The organism is Dehalococcoidia bacterium (assembly GCA_022449765.1).
Lineage (GTDB): Bacteria > Chloroflexota > Dehalococcoidia > Lucifugimonadales > Australimonadaceae > UBA2963.
In genome coordinates, this window is the sequence record JAKUPZ010000003.1 from 117,254 (window position 1) to 130,915 (window position 13,662).

Genomic DNA, 13,662 nt, shown 5'->3' on the forward strand with positions numbered 1-13,662 from the left:
GTCCTTAAGCTCCGGGCCAGTATATAAAAACGAGGTATACAAAAGGGAAGATAGGGATAAGGCTATCCAGCCGATCTAGGATTCCACCATGTCCGGGAATGATTTTCCCTGAGTCCTTTACGTTAGCTAAACGCTTAAAGGTTGATTCTAGCAGGTCACCAGCTTGTGAAAGCACTCCGATTCCTAGCCCTAATATTAAAGATAAGGCAAGATCGTTTGGAATTGCATCGAAAAAATGATTAAGAGCAAATGCACAAAAGATAGCACTGCATATTCCGAATCCAGCGCCTTCCCAAGTTTTATTAGGTGAAACCGAAGGAATTAGCTTGTGTCGACCAACAAGCTTTCCTCCAATATAAGCTCCTGTATCCGTAGCGAAGGTTGTGAGTATTGCAAATATAGACCAATGAAGGCCATTAGGTTCCAATCGCATTAGAACTAAAGATGAGATAGGTAATGAAACGTAAAGGATACCTGTAGAAGTCACGCTCCAATCTCCAATGGCAATCAGTGATTGGCGTGTAATTAATGAGATGAGAGCCAGTATAAAAGCAGCAAATATCCAATATAGCAACTGATCGATCTCATTAAATTGGAGGCCTGCGATAAGGCAGGCTGCAATTATTGCTCCTTGCGGAATTAATGGTTGCCAGCCAGCTTTTTTTAAAAGAGTAAGTAATTCATGAGTACCTATGTAAACAGCAAAACTAGCGGCAAGAACAAACCAGACGCCTCCAAGTCCAAAGACTAGCCCTAGTGCTGGTAAATAAAGTAACGCACTTATTAGGCGCAGCTGGAGATTTGTAAAATTAAATGTATTCATGATCTTCACTTAGAGCATCAGATGTAGCTCCGAATTTACGTTGCCTTAATAGATATTCATCAAGGGCCCTTTGTACTTCTTTCTCGTCAAATTCAGGCCAGAAAATTGGAGTTTGGTAATATTCGCTATAAGCAGCTTGCCATATAAGGAAATTACTTAATCTTTGCTCTCCTGCTGTACGAATAATCAAATCAGGGTAAGGAACGTCTGGTAAATAAAGGTTGGATTGAATTAACTCTTCAGTAATTTCTCCCGGGTCACTTGTTTGCTCCATGATTCTTTTAACTGCCTGAACAATTTCTGCTCTCCCTCCATAGTCGAAAGCAACACAAAGTGTTAAACCGGTGTTGCCCTGTGTCCTATCTACGGCGGCAGTGATGGATTGCCTGAGTTTAGGTGATAGACGATGGAGAGCCCCCAAATGCCGTATACGTACGTTCCTCTTGTGAAGCTCGTTTACTTGAGCGTCAATTGCTGTTTGGAGAATAACCATTAATCCTGATATTTCTGAGTCGGGCCTGCCCCAGTTTTCGGTTGAGAATGCATAGAGAGTTACATATTTTACAGACTGGGATTGAAGCGCATTTAAAACGCGTGCAATATTTTCAGTGCCAGCTTGATGGCCTGCAGTGCGAGGAAGACCCTTTTCAGTTGCCCATCGCCCATTCCCGTCCATTATGATTGCCACGTGATTTGGCAATTTTTGCTCCAAAGGCTTAAAAGGAGAAGTGTCGTGAGGGCCTAGTGCCATGCATTAGACCTCCATTAATTCTGATTCTTTTCGCGATGTTTCACTGTCAGCGCGAGATATGTGGGAATCAGTAATTTTTTGTAGAGAATCCTGTTCTCGTCGTAAATCATCTTGTGAGATCTCTTTGTTTTTCTCGAGACTTCTTAAGTGTTCTAAAGCGTCACGCCTTACGTTTCGAATAGAAACATGGGTGTCTTCTTGGAGTCGCTTCAATCGCTTAACCATTTCTTGCCGGCGCTCCTGGGTCATTTGCGGTATAGATAGCCTTATTACAGAGCCATCGTTATTAGGAGTGAGGCCGAGCTCAGATTTTTGCAATTCCTTTTCAATGGAAGACAAAGAGTTTTTGTCGAAAGGTTGAATTATTAGCATGCGTGGTTCCGGTACCGAAACGGTAGCCAGTTGATTAATAGGCATTAATGTTCCATAAGCTTCAATTTTTAATGAGTCAAGCATACTTGGGTTTGCACGACCAGTTCGAATTGAATCCATCTCGAGCTTTAAAAAGTCTAAAGACTTTTGCATTCGCTCTTCAGCATCTTCTAAGATGAGTGTGACTTCCTCGTTCTCCATTTACGATGCCTTCCTGGCTGCTTGTTATTTATTCGTTGAGTTTATCAGTGTGCCTATGTGCTCCCCAGAAAGGATTCGGCTTATCGAATCACGGTTGAACACATCGAATACATGAATTGGTAGTTTATTTTCCATACATAGAGATAATGCGGTGGGGTCCATTACCTGCAGTTGCCGATTTAATATTTCTATATAACTAACGCTGTGAAATTTTTTGGCATTGGGATTTTGCTTAGGATCCGAATCGTATACGCCATCAACGGCATTCTTTGCCATCAAGAGCAAGTCAGCGTTCATTTCTATAGCACGTAACGCTGCAGTAGTATCAGTCGTCATGTAAGGATTCCCTGTTCCTGCTGCAAAAACAACTACTCTCTTCTTTTCAAGATGCCTTACAGCACGTCTGTAGATATAAGGTTCAGCAACAGCACGAATTTCTAGTGCGGATTGCGTGCGAGTAACTACACCAACGCGCTCTAAGGAATCTTGAAGTGCTAGCGCATTGATGATAGTAGCCAGCATTCCTGCGTAATCAGCGGTCGCACGGTCCATGCCCTCTTGCTCTGCCTCGGCACCACGCCAAATATTACCTCCACCTACAACTAGTGCTATTTGAACACCTAGGCCGATACCTTTTTTTACTTCGTTCGCTAAATATTCAAGAACTGACCAATCAATACCATCGGATGAACTGCCACGCAACGATTCACCACTAAGTTTCAAAACCGCGCGTTTAAATTCGGAGGGCTTACGCATTCGCTATGCTACTCGCCAAGACCAAAACGCTGGAATCTTCCTACCCTGATGTTTTCGCCGACCTTAGCTCGAACTTCAAGAATTAAGTCAGATATTGTCTTGCTGGAGTCCTTAATGAACGACTGGTTCATTAAGCAAATTTCATCAGAACTCCTTTTTTCACCTTCAGGAATTTCTTCCTCACTAAGGTAAATTGGAGACATGGCGGCAACTTGCATTGCGATATTGTGTGCTAATTCTTGAAATTCAGGTGTTCTACCTACAAAGTCAGTTTCACAGTTTAGTTCAACCATCGCTCCGATTCGGCTACCTGCATGTATGTAGGAATCTATGATTCCTTCAGCGGTGGTACGGCCTGCTTTGGAGGCAGCTTTTGCAATACCTTTAGCGCGAAGCGTATTTTCAGCTTCATCGATATCGCCATTAGAGGCTTCAAGAGCCTTTTTGGAGTCCATTATTCCTGCGCCTGTTCTTTCGCGCAGGAGGCGTATAGAGTCAGTAGAAACCTGCAACTATTTTCCTTTCTTACTCTTCAAACTATTCTGAAGAACCGGATTCTGTAGATTCGGTCTCAGCGGCTTCAACGGCACTTAGTTCGAGATCTTCCTTTTCGTTTGTTGTATCAGTCTCCGATTCCAAGTCCTCTTCTTGAATAGGCTCTATCGGTTCATCAATAACTTGGCTGTAACCACCCCGAGAGGAAAGCCATTCATTGTGACCTTCCATAGCAGATTGAGCTATATGGTGACAGATTAATCGGATTGAGCGGATAGCGTCATCATTGCCGGGGATGGGCCAGTCAACTCTGGTAGGGCTGCAGTCGGTATCTACAAGCGCGATGATTGGAACACCTGCTTTTTTTGCTTCTGCAACTGCGATGTCTTCTCTTCCTACATCGACAATAAACATTGCGCCAGGAAGTTCGGTCATTTCTTTAATTCCACCTAAATAGCGATTGAGCTTTTCTATGGAGGCCTCTAGTTTTAGAGCCTCTTTTTTAGGCAGCCTTGAAAATTCGCCTCTATCCCTTCTGGCTTCTAACCGGACAAGATAATCTATTCTTTTTTCGATAGTTTCAAAGTTAGTTATTGTGCCGCCTAGCCATCGCTGGTTTACATAATATTGCCCAGCTCGAATGGCTTCGTCACGTACTGCATCTTGAGCTTGTTTTTTCGTACCCACCATTAAAATGCGCTTGCCCGTAGCCGCTACCTTGTTGGCAAATTCGCAGGCCTGTTCTAGTAGGCCCATGGTTTGCTGAAGGTCAACAATATGGATTCCATTGCGTTGAGCAAAAATAAAACGCCGCATTTGAGGATTCCATCGGTGGGTTTGGTGACCAAAATGCACACCTGCCTCTAGCAGCGCTTTCATACTTAGGGCTTCATCACCTAAAGGAATATTATCCTGATTAGGATTGAGCGTAGTTTCTTGTACCATGAGACCTACCTTCCCGTCGTTCTGAGAGATTTCTATGAAGTTAGACATCCTTCATAGGTTGACGAAATTGTATCATAATCATTTACCTCACACATGGAACAGCTTTTAATTCGGCTAGTTACTAGAGTCAAGAAAGTCATTTATACGCCTAAGTATGGAATCAATACTGCCTTGGCGAAGCCTTCCTGTATTTGTGTTACGTGGACTTGGGTGATAGGAGATGAATAAGCGAGGCAGGCCTACTTCGAAATGATACTCGGCGCCATGAATAAATGTTGCGTTCAGTTTTTTTTTATGAACACTACTAAGGACTTTCAGAGTCTGGTTAAATGCAATATGCCCTAAAGTTAGAATAGCTTTGATTTTTGGAAGGTAATGCATTTCTTCATGCAAGAAATGCTCACACGATTTTAACTCTGTAGTTAGAGGTTTATCGTTCGGTGGAGCACAGTGAAGTGCAGACGATAAGAAAACGTTATTTAATTTCAAGCCATCCCCAAGGTCGCTAGAAGATGGTTGATTGGAAAATGCGGCCGTGTGCAGGGCTTGCGTTAGAAAATTTGCAGATGGATCGCCGGTAAAAAGCCGTCCAGTTCGATTTGCGCCATGTGCACCGGGAGCAAGCCCCACGATTAATAATTTGGCGTTTTGATCGCCATGGCTTGGTACCGGCGCACCCCAGTAGTCCCAATTAGAAAAGCCTGCCCTTTTCTCTGTAAGGGCTTTTCGTTCACGGTATTCCACTAACCTTGGGCAGGCCTTGCACTGAACGATTTCATTCTGTAGTTGCAGTAGGTGCCCTTTGAGAGGGCCGTTATAAAATCGAGTTATCATGATGTCTAATATAGAATAAACTCAGACCACTTTCCTGAGCAGGGTATCCTTTCTTTTGCATTTGGCATGGGGAACTTTGATTTAGTATGGCCTAGGAGGGCCTGATGGATTACGTAAAATTATATGACACCACTCTAAGAGACGGTACACAAATGGAGGGTGTCAGCTTATCAGTGCATGACAAATTAAAAATCGCGGAACGGTTGGACCATTTAGGAGTAAATTTCATTGAAGGAGGTTGGCCAGGATCTAACCCCAAGGATGATGAATTTTTCCAAGCCGCGAAAACGCTCAAGCTTAATAATGCAGAGCTTGTGGCTTTTGGAAGTACCTGTCGCGCCCATGTGTCTCCTGAGAATGACTCGAATATTTCGGCCTTAGTCGATAGTGGTGCTAAAGTTCTAACTATTGTAGGTAAATCATCTGAAACTCAGGTGAATGATGTATTGGAGGTTCCTTTAGAGGAAAACCTTCGCATGATTAGTGAGTCTGTTAAATATCTCAAAAAGCTGGGTAAGCGAGTGATTTTTGATGCGGAGCATTTTTTTGATGGTTACTTGTTGAATCCAGAATATTCTTTGCAATGCATTTCTGCTGCTGCTGAAGCGGGGGCTGAGTGTATTGTACTGTGCGATACGAACGGAGGGACTCTTCCTGTAGATATATTCGCGACCGTTTCCACTGTTACAAATGCAATGGAAGTAGATATTGGGATTCATTGCCATAATGATTCGGATGTTGCAGTTGCTAATACTTTGGCGGCTGTGCAGGCAGGAGCGTCTCATGTTCAAGGTACGATAAATGGGTATGGAGAGCGCTCAGGTAATGCGAATTTACTTTCAGTTATTGCGAATTTAAAACTCAAGCTTGGTATGGATGTGGTGACTGATGATCAACTTGAGCTTTTGACCGAGATCCACCGATTTACTTCAGAGATGGCAAATATGCCTCGGAACCGTTACCAACCTTACGTAGGTGAAAGCGCTTTCACCCACAAAGGAGGGCTGCATGCGTCTGCTGTTGCCAAAGTAGAAGAAAGCTACCAGCATATTGATCCCAGCCTTGTAGGCAATTTAAAGCACATTGTTGTATCTGAATTGGCAGGCCGAAGTAACATTGCAATTAAGTTACAGGAAGAAGGATTATCTGCGGATGTACCCAAAGAACGCTTAGGCGATTTATTGAAAATTGTTAAAGAAAGGGAGAACCGTGGGTTTCAATATGAAGGAGCGGAGGCGTCTTTTCGACTATTGGTACACCGGTCTTTGCCTGAATATCAATCTCCATTTGAGTTAGTGGATTTTATGGTGGTAATGGAGAAGAGGCGTAGACAGGGGCAGAGGAATGCTGAAGATGAGGATTCTTTGTGCGAAGCTATGGTTAAAGTTTCAGTTGGAGGAGAGGTCAAGCACACTGTTGCTGAAGGAAATGGTCCGGTCAATGCCCTTGACCAAGCGTTACGTAAAGGACTGTTGGAGTTTTACCCATCGTTGGAGAATGTGGAATTAACTGATTACAAAGTACGTGTTGTTTCGCAAGGGCCTGGTGGTACAGGAGCAGTTGTTCGGGTTTTAGTTGAATCTACTGATGGAAACTCAAACTGGGCAACTATTGGCGCCTCTACGAATATTATTGAGGCTTCCTGGCAGGCCTTGGCTGACAGCTTAGAGTATGCACTGCTGCAGAGATAAATAATGGCTACAGAAATTTTTCACATGGACTCTAATGGGATTTCTATTTCTGTTGAGTCTGCAATTTTTGGTGAGCATGAATATCAAGTGAAAAATATAGAGTCAGTAGCGATTGTTGAGGATAAAGCGAAACGATGGCCCGGGCGAATGACATTGCTGATTGGTATAGTACTTATTGTAATTGGATTTGTAATTGAGCAAACTGTCGGTATGATGCTTGGGGCAGTAGCACTCTTGTCAGGCTCAATTAACCTATCTAGAAAGCGCTCCAGGTTTGGGCTCCGGATAATGACAAAGCGAGGGGCAGTATTTGTGCTAGCTTCACAGGATAGAGGCTATGTTGAAACTGTTTCAATAGCTTTGCAAACGGCCATAGATTCTAGTCGTAACTAAGGGTCAATAATTTTTAATGAATCAGCAATATATTCAGCCCAGTGTTTTGGGGTTTTGGAAGTAAAATGCCCAATTTGCTGGCGGCATGAAATTCCAGAAATTGCTATAGGCCATTCGGATTTATCGGGTGCTTCTATAGCAGGGAAAAGCTTTAAATCTCCCATTGCTTTAGATGTTTCATAATGCTCTTTCTCAAAGCCAAAGGTGCCTGCCATTCCACAGCATGCGGAATCAATGAGCTCTGGTTTATACCCTGCTAAGCTTAAGGCACCTAAAGTAGAATCTGTTCCTATAACAGCTTTCTGATGACAATGGCCATGAACTTGGATGCTTTGATCTCTGGAAAAATCAAGCGTCTCATTAATCAAATCAGGCTCTTGTTCGGCAATTTGCATAATTAATTCATCAAGCATTAATGCTTGTGATGCCACTGATCGGGATTCAGGGCTTCGTAATAATTCGGGATACTCTTCTTTTAATGTGAGCAAGCAAGAAGGTTCAGTTCCTACAATCAAAGTTCCTCTTTCCGCATAAGGAAGTAGAGACTCGACGTTTACCTTTGCCCATTCTTTGGCCTTAGAGAGTTGGCCTTTTGAAATTAGGGGCCTACCACAGCATTCCTTTTGAGCTTCTATGATCACGTTATAACCCAGAGACGATAGAATTCTAATTGCTGCACGCCCCACTTCAGGATGCATGTACTCCGTGAAAGTGTCATTAAAATAGACTATGTCACCCCTATGAGTATTCAGAGAATTCTTTTTCTGGGATTTGAACCATGAGGAGAATTTACGCGTTGCGAATTGAGGTAATGGACGCTTGCGTGAAATCCCAAGTGTTTTTTCCGTAAATAATTTTACTAAGTAGAAGCGCCCTAGGAGATTAGTGAGTGGAGCTACAGATTGACCTATCCGGCTGAGTTTTGAAATATTACCGAAAAGGCGGGCTCGCAAGGGCAGTCCATGTTTTTCGTAATATTTACTTAATACCTCAGATTTCAATTTAGCCATATCGACGTTTGATGGACACTCTGCTTTGCAAGCTTTGCACTCAACACAAAGATCCATAGTTTGGTACAGTCGGTCACCAGTCAATTCTTCTGCGGGAAGTGCCCCGCTAACAATCATACGTAGCATGGTTGCCCTAGCTCTTGTAGAGTGCTCTTCATCACGAGTGACCATGAATGAAGGGCACATTCCTCCATCAAGTTTTCTGCATGCTCCTTGGCTGTTACACATTTCGACGTGTGCAGAAAACCCTCCGTCTTCACTAAAATCAAGGTAAGTAGGAACTTCAAAGGTTTTGTAGTCAGGACCAATCCGGAGATTTTCTCTTATTCCAGGAGTCTCAATTATTTTGCCCGGGTTCATGATCGAGTCGGGATCAAAGGCTGATTTCAATTCTTTAAATGCTTGATAGATATCAGAGCCAAACATTTTTTCAGTGAATACCCCGCGAACAATCCCGTCACCATGCTCGCCGGTGAGACTACCTCCAAATTCTAGAACTAGATCAGAAATCTCTTCTGCAATGGATGCCATTTTTTCGACACCTTCGTGTTGTTTCATGTTCACTACAGGCCGAATATGGAGACAACCGGTGGATGCATGGCCGTAATAAGCAGATTCTGTGTCGTGGCGGGCAACAATTTCTTCGAATCTTCTTACATACTCTGGCAGTTGTTCTGGAGAGACTGCAGTATCTTCAACGTACGGTAGTGGCTTTGCATCGCCTTTTAAGGCCATGGCCAGTCCTAAGCCTGCCTCTCGCAGTGCATACCATCTGCGTTGTTCCTGAGGGTCATTAGATATCATGGTTGCATAACCAAGCCGACGGTGCTCCATATCTGCTTTTAATGCTTCTAATTTAGATTGAACCTCTCTAGGAGAGTCGCCGTAGAATTCAACCAACAGGAGTTCCCTAGGCTCTCCAATAAAGTAATTGAGGAGATGGCGGTAGCCAGCATTGACTTTACAATTGTCAATTATCATGTGGCCTATTAATTCGACGGCAGAAGGGCTGTGTTCAAGAATTGGAACAGAAGCTTCCATGCATTCAATCAAATCAGTAAAATGAACTACTCCAAGCCCTTTGTACTGAGGAACAGGAACCAAATTTACTTTTGCTTCAGTAACAGCTACTAGCGTTCCCTCTGATCCCACCACTGCACGGGTTAGATTCATAGGTCCTTCACCCATGAAATCATCCAAGTTATAACCCATAACCCTTCGCAGGATCTTTGGGAAACGTTGCTCTATCTCAGCTGAATTTTCCCACGCCAACCTTCGAGTTTCTCTATAGATAGCACCTTCAAGGGTGTTTTCTGACATTTTGTCTTCTAGTAAGGAGCCTGTAGTGGGGGCGAAATGTACTCTGCTTCCATCCGATAATATTGCATCTACTTCGAGAATATGGTCTAAAGTTTTGCCATATATAACTGAATGAGGGCCACAAGAATTGTTGCCAATCCCGCCTCCGATAGTTGCTCTTGCGCTTGTTACGGGATCAGGTCCATACATCAGCCCATGGTTTCTAACAGCGGCCGAAAGGTGATTATTGACTATTCCAGGCTGCACTTTTGCCCAACGTTCTTCAGGTGATACCTCAACGATGTTTCTCATATATTTAGAGAAATCAATTATTATTGCGTGGTTAGTAGTCTGCCCTGCAAGGGCCGTTCCGCCCCCTCTTGGCATAACAGGAACTCCGTGCTCCTTAGCTATACGTATTGCAGCCTCTACATCGTCTGCTGTCCGAGGAATAACGACTCCGATTGGAGTCATCTGGTACATTGAAGCATCGGTCGAATACATAAGCCTGTTGTATTTGTCCATACGAACTTCGCCCGAAATTTGGGGTTTCAATTTATCAACAATCATCCCAATTTCAGCTTCGTTTATGGTTGCCCCTTTACGGGCAGTTTCGTACAGAAGTGGCATAGTTGAACCTCAAGTAATGGCTTATAACTTTACCCAAGGTAGTGCAAACTGAGAAGGGTTTCGTTGTAGGGCATTAGGTATAAGTTATTTTGACGATCATATTAGTACTTATATCTTTTAGATTATAACTTTAATATAAAGTAGTTACGAACGAGAGATGCAATGATTGATCAAAATACAGATTTCCCGCCAGATTCTGGCAAAGATGCAAAGAAAACTTATCGTACACTTGGGCCCTTAGAAACTGAATTAATGGAAGCGATTTGGAATTCGGAAGGCCCTCTTTCGGTGCAAGGAATTATTGATAAATTAGATACTGCTCATAATTACAAAACCGTAATGACTGTTCTCAATCGCTTGGTAGATAAATTGCTACTTGGTAGAAGCTTGGATGGTCGTGCGTATCATTATTTTGCAACAGAATCACGTCAAAGTTTTCTGCGTTCAGTTGCGGAGGGCTTAGTGAGTGATTATGTAAATCTTTACGGAGGCTCTTCCGCGCAATTTTTAGCTGATGCAATTGACACAAAACAGCCTAGAAATACATTGGATGATGAGCATGCAAATTTTTGGGACTATGGTCGTGAGACAAAAAATTTGCAAAAGAATTCATTAATAACGCTAGTTTTGGCGGCACTGATTCTTCAAGTAATTTCTTCTATATTTCGCCCTCGAAAGAAACGGAAATGAACGATGTGTTACCAGAGGATTGGGCACTGTTTAATTTGGATGCATCAACTTTGGGGGTGACCTTAGACGATGTTCAGATTGAAAAATTTAAAACTTTACTTAAGTTAATGCGAATGTTTAATAAACGCGCATCTTTAACTTCAGATTTGGGACTGAAGCAGGCGATAAAAGTTCATTTTCTAGATTCATTGTCAATAGTACCGTTTATTAAATCTTGTGGATTCCTTAATGCGAAATTACTTGATGTAGGGACGGGAGGAGGTTTTCCTGGTATTCCTTTGAAAATAGCAATTCCTTCGCTAGATCTTCATTTGATTGAAGCCAAAAATAAAAAAGTGGAATATCTCCAGATGGCGTTAAAGGAACTGGAAATTGAAGGCGACACTTATTTTGCGAGAGCTGAGGAGGCTGCGCATAAGGAGCAATTTCGAGAGAAATTTGATTTTGTCACCAGCCGAGCACTAGGTAGTTGGCCGACTGTTCTTGAATTGTCATTACCTTTCTGTAGAGTTGGAGGATTTTTACTAGGACAAAGAGGAGCAGATGCTGAGGTAGATGCGATTAAGTACTTGCAAACCGCTTCAATACTTGGCGGAACCGTTTATGATGTAAGCAAGGTAGGAGCCGGAATAGGCTTGAATTCTCGAAGTTTAATTATGGTTCGTAAGATAAATTCAATTCCAGATAAATTCCCTCGAAAAGCTGGTATACCCGCTAAGCGTCCTCTTGGATAGTCAACGGCATGTCATCACTTGAATCAAAACCTCAATCTTTCCTCTCAAGGCGCGGTCGGTCATTTTTATTAAGATTAGTTATCACATTTTCTCTTCTTGCAGGGTTCGGAAGCGTTGCACTCTGGCGCATTGATATTGGATGGAATGACACTTGGATTGCAATAAAAGCTATTAACCCGTGGTGGTATTTCATTGCTCTAGTTACGCATTATTTAACCTTCGTGTTTCGTGGTTATAGATGGATCCTGCTTCTAAAGAATTCTAGTAATGACGGGCAAAATTGGACGCCATCTTTATGGTACGCATCAAGAGTTATTCTGATGAGTTGGTTTGCTAATTCGGTTGCCTGGTTTCGCGTTGGAGACGCCTACCGTGCCTACATTTATTCTGAGGATAGTAAAGTCAGTTTTTCAACGAGCATGGGTGTAGTTTTAGCGGATCGGATAGTGGATTTAGCAGTAATTGTCGTATTAATGATCACAGGGGTGATCATTTTACTCGCAGTCGGCCAGATTGCTCCTCCTGTACTGATATTGATTCTAGGTTTGGCATTATTAGTTATTTTAGTTATCGCATTGCTAGCTATGGTCTTTGCACGCAAATGGATTAGTCCAAAGTTGCCACGCCAGATAAGAGAGACTTATCACAAATTTTATGATGCGACGATGGGTAGCTTTAGAAGAATGGATATAGTTTTTATTCTTGCAATTGCCGCTTGGCTTTGTGAGGTGGGGAGACTATTTTTTGTACTAAAGGCAATGGGTGTTTCTATTTCTTTAGGCCTTATACTTTTTGTTCCCATGGCGAATGGATTGCTATCGGGAGTCCCTTTAACGCCGGGCGGGCTTGGCTTTGTTGAGACAGGTATTACTGGATTGCTGGGGTTAGAGCTTGCATTTGAATTAGCGGTGGCCGTTGCTTTAGTTGATCGTACTATAAGCTTCTTGAGTACAATACTTTTTGGCGGATTGGCGTTTTTAATTCGACAGATTAATAGTTTGCGAAATGTGGTAAAGGAGGACTCATGATTAGTTCGGAATTTAGGGAAAAACTTAAGTCAGGAGCACCGTTGCTTGGTGTGTTTGTGAGTATAGAATCGCCCACAACTGTTGAGCTCCTTGCAGTTGCGGGAGTCGATTATGTGATGATTGACGGCGAACACAATCCAATAAGTGCAGGTGATGCTGCTGAAATGATTCGTGCTGCTGAGGCAAAAGGAATTCCGGCTATGTCACGGGTTGGAGAAAACTCCCAGCAGGTGATAGCAAAATTTTTGGATGCAGGTTCTTTAGGTGTAATGATCCCAATGGTGAATTCTGCAAAAGATGCTAAGGCTGTCGTTGATTCTGTGAAATACCCTCCTATTGGTAAGCGTGGATTAGCGGGCGTAAGAGCCAATGATTTTTCGACGAGTACAGGATATGTGGACATAGCTAATGAAGCGACTGTTGTAATGGTCCAAATTGAGACGAATGATGGGATAAAGAATGCTGATGAAATAATATCGGTTGACGGAGTGGATGCAGTTTTTCTAGGGCCATCAGATTTATCTGTTGCGTTAGGCGTTCCCGGTCAGGCTAAGCATGATTCTGTACTAAAAGTGATAGAGGAATTAACAAAAAAAATTGTTGATGCGGGTAAGACAGCTGGAACTATAGCTCGCACTCCAGAGGACTATGCATATTGGCGAGATAGAGGCGTTCAGCTGTTCCTGACGGGAGCAAATGGGCTTTTGTTGGGCGCTGCGAAAGACTATGTCGAAGGGTCTAGAGCGTTAGAAGAAGGTCGATGATCTCTCAGATTAAAGTATTATCCCGACTTGGAAATGTAAATTGATTCTAAATTATTTAATAATAGTAATTGTTTTTTCGATCACTGGGTTTTCTTCTGTCCTTTTCAGTAGTTTTCTTCTTGGGGACGTTTTTGGACTAGAAGGTAATTTCATTTCAGGATCTTGGCTATATCGAGGAATGTACTTATTATTCATCCCACCTTCCTACTCGGTCTTGCTGGTCTTGGTGGGTACAGTATTTGGTCG

The 13,662-nt window shown here is 42.8% G+C and carries 15 protein-coding genes; 6 read left to right on the plus strand and 9 right to left on the minus strand.

Going from position 1 to position 13,662, the window contains the following annotated elements:
• Window positions 1-4 precede the first annotated feature (4 nt).
• The 7 genes from MK127_02340 to MK127_02370 all read right to left on the minus strand — a co-directional run bounded on the left by MK127_02340 (window position 5) and on the right by MK127_02370 (window position 5,177).
• The gene (locus tag MK127_02340) at window positions 5-823 is read right to left on the minus strand and encodes a phosphatidate cytidylyltransferase (GenBank protein ID MCH2531636.1); all 819 of its coding nucleotides are present in this window, start codon (window positions 821-823) and stop codon (window positions 5-7) included.
• Entirely contained in the window at window positions 810-1,574 is a 765-nt protein-coding gene (gene uppS / locus MK127_02345) for a polyprenyl diphosphate synthase (GenBank protein ID MCH2531637.1), read from the minus strand. The genes MK127_02340 and uppS overlap by 14 nt, the downstream gene beginning before the upstream one ends.
• A 3-nt stretch (window positions 1,575-1,577) precedes the next feature.
• A complete protein-coding gene (frr, locus tag MK127_02350) occupies window positions 1,578-2,147 on the minus strand; it encodes a ribosome recycling factor (protein ID MCH2531638.1) in 570 nt (189 codons plus the stop codon).
• Between the two features lie 24 nt (window positions 2,148-2,171).
• On the minus strand, window positions 2,172-2,903 hold the full coding sequence (gene pyrH, locus MK127_02355; protein MCH2531639.1) for a UMP kinase: 732 nt from the start codon (window positions 2,901-2,903) through the stop codon (window positions 2,172-2,174).
• A gap of 8 nt (window positions 2,904-2,911) precedes the next feature.
• A complete protein-coding gene (locus MK127_02360; protein ID MCH2531640.1) occupies window positions 2,912-3,358 on the minus strand; it encodes an elongation factor Ts in 447 nt (148 codons plus the stop codon).
• Between the two features lie 82 nt (window positions 3,359-3,440).
• Window positions 3,441-4,343, minus strand: coding sequence for a 30S ribosomal protein S2 (gene rpsB, locus MK127_02365; protein ID MCH2531641.1), 903 nt, complete (start codon window positions 4,341-4,343; stop codon window positions 3,441-3,443).
• A 114-nt stretch (window positions 4,344-4,457) separates the two neighbouring features.
• Window positions 4,458-5,177: a uracil-DNA glycosylase gene (locus tag MK127_02370; GenBank protein ID MCH2531642.1), complete on the minus strand. Its 720-nt coding sequence runs from the start codon at window positions 5,175-5,177 to the stop codon at window positions 4,458-4,460.
• A 104-nt stretch (window positions 5,178-5,281) separates the two neighbouring features.
• On the opposite strand from MK127_02370, the gene cimA reads away from it, so the two are divergent.
• Both cimA and MK127_02380 read left to right on the plus strand, forming a co-directional pair.
• Window positions 5,282-6,868 (plus strand): citramalate synthase, encoded by a 1,587-nt coding sequence (cimA, locus tag MK127_02375; GenBank protein ID MCH2531643.1) that lies wholly within the window; start codon window positions 5,282-5,284, stop codon window positions 6,866-6,868.
• A gap of 3 nt (window positions 6,869-6,871) precedes the next feature.
• Window positions 6,872-7,261: a DUF6232 family protein gene (locus MK127_02380; protein ID MCH2531644.1), complete on the plus strand. Its 390-nt coding sequence runs from the start codon at window positions 6,872-6,874 to the stop codon at window positions 7,259-7,261.
• Here the strand turns inward: MK127_02380 and MK127_02385 are convergent.
• A complete protein-coding gene (locus tag MK127_02385) occupies window positions 7,258-10,200 on the minus strand; it encodes an FAD-binding protein (protein MCH2531645.1) in 2,943 nt (980 codons plus the stop codon). The genes MK127_02380 and MK127_02385 overlap by 4 nt on opposite strands.
• Window positions 10,201-10,362: 162 nt before the next feature.
• Here MK127_02385 and MK127_02390 point away from each other — a divergent pair, with 162 nt between their 5' ends.
• Genes MK127_02390 through MK127_02405 form a run of 4 tightly spaced genes read left to right on the plus strand, consistent with a single transcriptional unit; the run spans window position 10,363 to window position 13,416 of the window.
• Entirely contained in the window at window positions 10,363-10,890 is a 528-nt protein-coding gene (locus tag MK127_02390; GenBank protein MCH2531646.1) for a BlaI/MecI/CopY family transcriptional regulator, read from the plus strand.
• Window positions 10,887-11,624: a 16S rRNA (guanine(527)-N(7))-methyltransferase RsmG gene (gene rsmG / locus MK127_02395; protein ID MCH2531647.1), complete on the plus strand. Its 738-nt coding sequence runs from the start codon at window positions 10,887-10,889 to the stop codon at window positions 11,622-11,624. Before MK127_02390 ends, rsmG begins: the two co-directional genes overlap by 4 nt.
• Window positions 11,625-11,632: 8 nt before the next feature.
• Window positions 11,633-12,652 carry a flippase-like domain-containing protein gene (locus MK127_02400; protein MCH2531648.1) on the plus strand — a complete coding sequence of 340 codons (1,020 nt, stop codon included), beginning with the start codon at window positions 11,633-11,635 and terminating at the stop codon, window positions 12,650-12,652.
• Window positions 12,649-13,416 carry an aldolase/citrate lyase family protein gene (locus tag MK127_02405; GenBank protein MCH2531649.1) on the plus strand — a complete coding sequence of 256 codons (768 nt, stop codon included), beginning with the start codon at window positions 12,649-12,651 and terminating at the stop codon, window positions 13,414-13,416. Before MK127_02400 ends, MK127_02405 begins: the two co-directional genes overlap by 4 nt.
• A gap of 51 nt (window positions 13,417-13,467) precedes the next feature.
• Here the strand turns inward: MK127_02405 and MK127_02410 are convergent, their stop codons facing one another.
• The gene (locus tag MK127_02410) at window positions 13,468-13,611 is read right to left on the minus strand and encodes a hypothetical protein (protein MCH2531650.1); all 144 of its coding nucleotides are present in this window, start codon (window positions 13,609-13,611) and stop codon (window positions 13,468-13,470) included.
• Window positions 13,612-13,662 lie beyond the last annotated feature (51 nt).

Coding starts and splice junctions, on each gene's coding strand:
- MK127_02340 (MCH2531636.1), bottom strand. CDS start 823: ATGAATACATTTAATTTTACAAATCTCCAGCTGCGCCTAATAAGTGCG.
- uppS (MCH2531637.1), bottom strand. CDS start 1,574: ATGGCACTAGGCCCTCACGACACTTCTCCTTTTAAGCCTTTGGAGCAA.
- frr (MCH2531638.1), bottom strand. CDS start 2,147: ATGGAGAACGAGGAAGTCACACTCATCTTAGAAGATGCTGAAGAGCGA.
- pyrH (MCH2531639.1), bottom strand. CDS start 2,903: ATGCGTAAGCCCTCCGAATTTAAACGCGCGGTTTTGAAACTTAGTGGT.
- MK127_02360 (MCH2531640.1), bottom strand. CDS start 3,358: ATGGACTCCAAAAAGGCTCTTGAAGCCTCTAATGGCGATATCGATGAA.
- rpsB (MCH2531641.1), bottom strand. CDS start 4,343: ATGGTACAAGAAACTACGCTCAATCCTAATCAGGATAATATTCCTTTA.
- MK127_02370 (MCH2531642.1), bottom strand. CDS start 5,177: ATGATAACTCGATTTTATAACGGCCCTCTCAAAGGGCACCTACTGCAA.
- cimA (MCH2531643.1), top strand. CDS start 5,282: ATGGATTACGTAAAATTATATGACACCACTCTAAGAGACGGTACACAA.
- MK127_02380 (MCH2531644.1), top strand. CDS start 6,872: ATGGCTACAGAAATTTTTCACATGGACTCTAATGGGATTTCTATTTCT.
- MK127_02385 (MCH2531645.1), bottom strand. CDS start 10,200: ATGCCACTTCTGTACGAAACTGCCCGTAAAGGGGCAACCATAAACGAA.
- MK127_02390 (MCH2531646.1), top strand. CDS start 10,363: ATGATTGATCAAAATACAGATTTCCCGCCAGATTCTGGCAAAGATGCA.
- rsmG (MCH2531647.1), top strand. CDS start 10,887: ATGAACGATGTGTTACCAGAGGATTGGGCACTGTTTAATTTGGATGCA.
- MK127_02400 (MCH2531648.1), top strand. CDS start 11,633: ATGTCATCACTTGAATCAAAACCTCAATCTTTCCTCTCAAGGCGCGGT.
- MK127_02405 (MCH2531649.1), top strand. CDS start 12,649: ATGATTAGTTCGGAATTTAGGGAAAAACTTAAGTCAGGAGCACCGTTG.
- MK127_02410 (MCH2531650.1), bottom strand. CDS start 13,611: ATGAATAATAAGTACATTCCTCGATATAGCCAAGATCCTGAAATGAAA.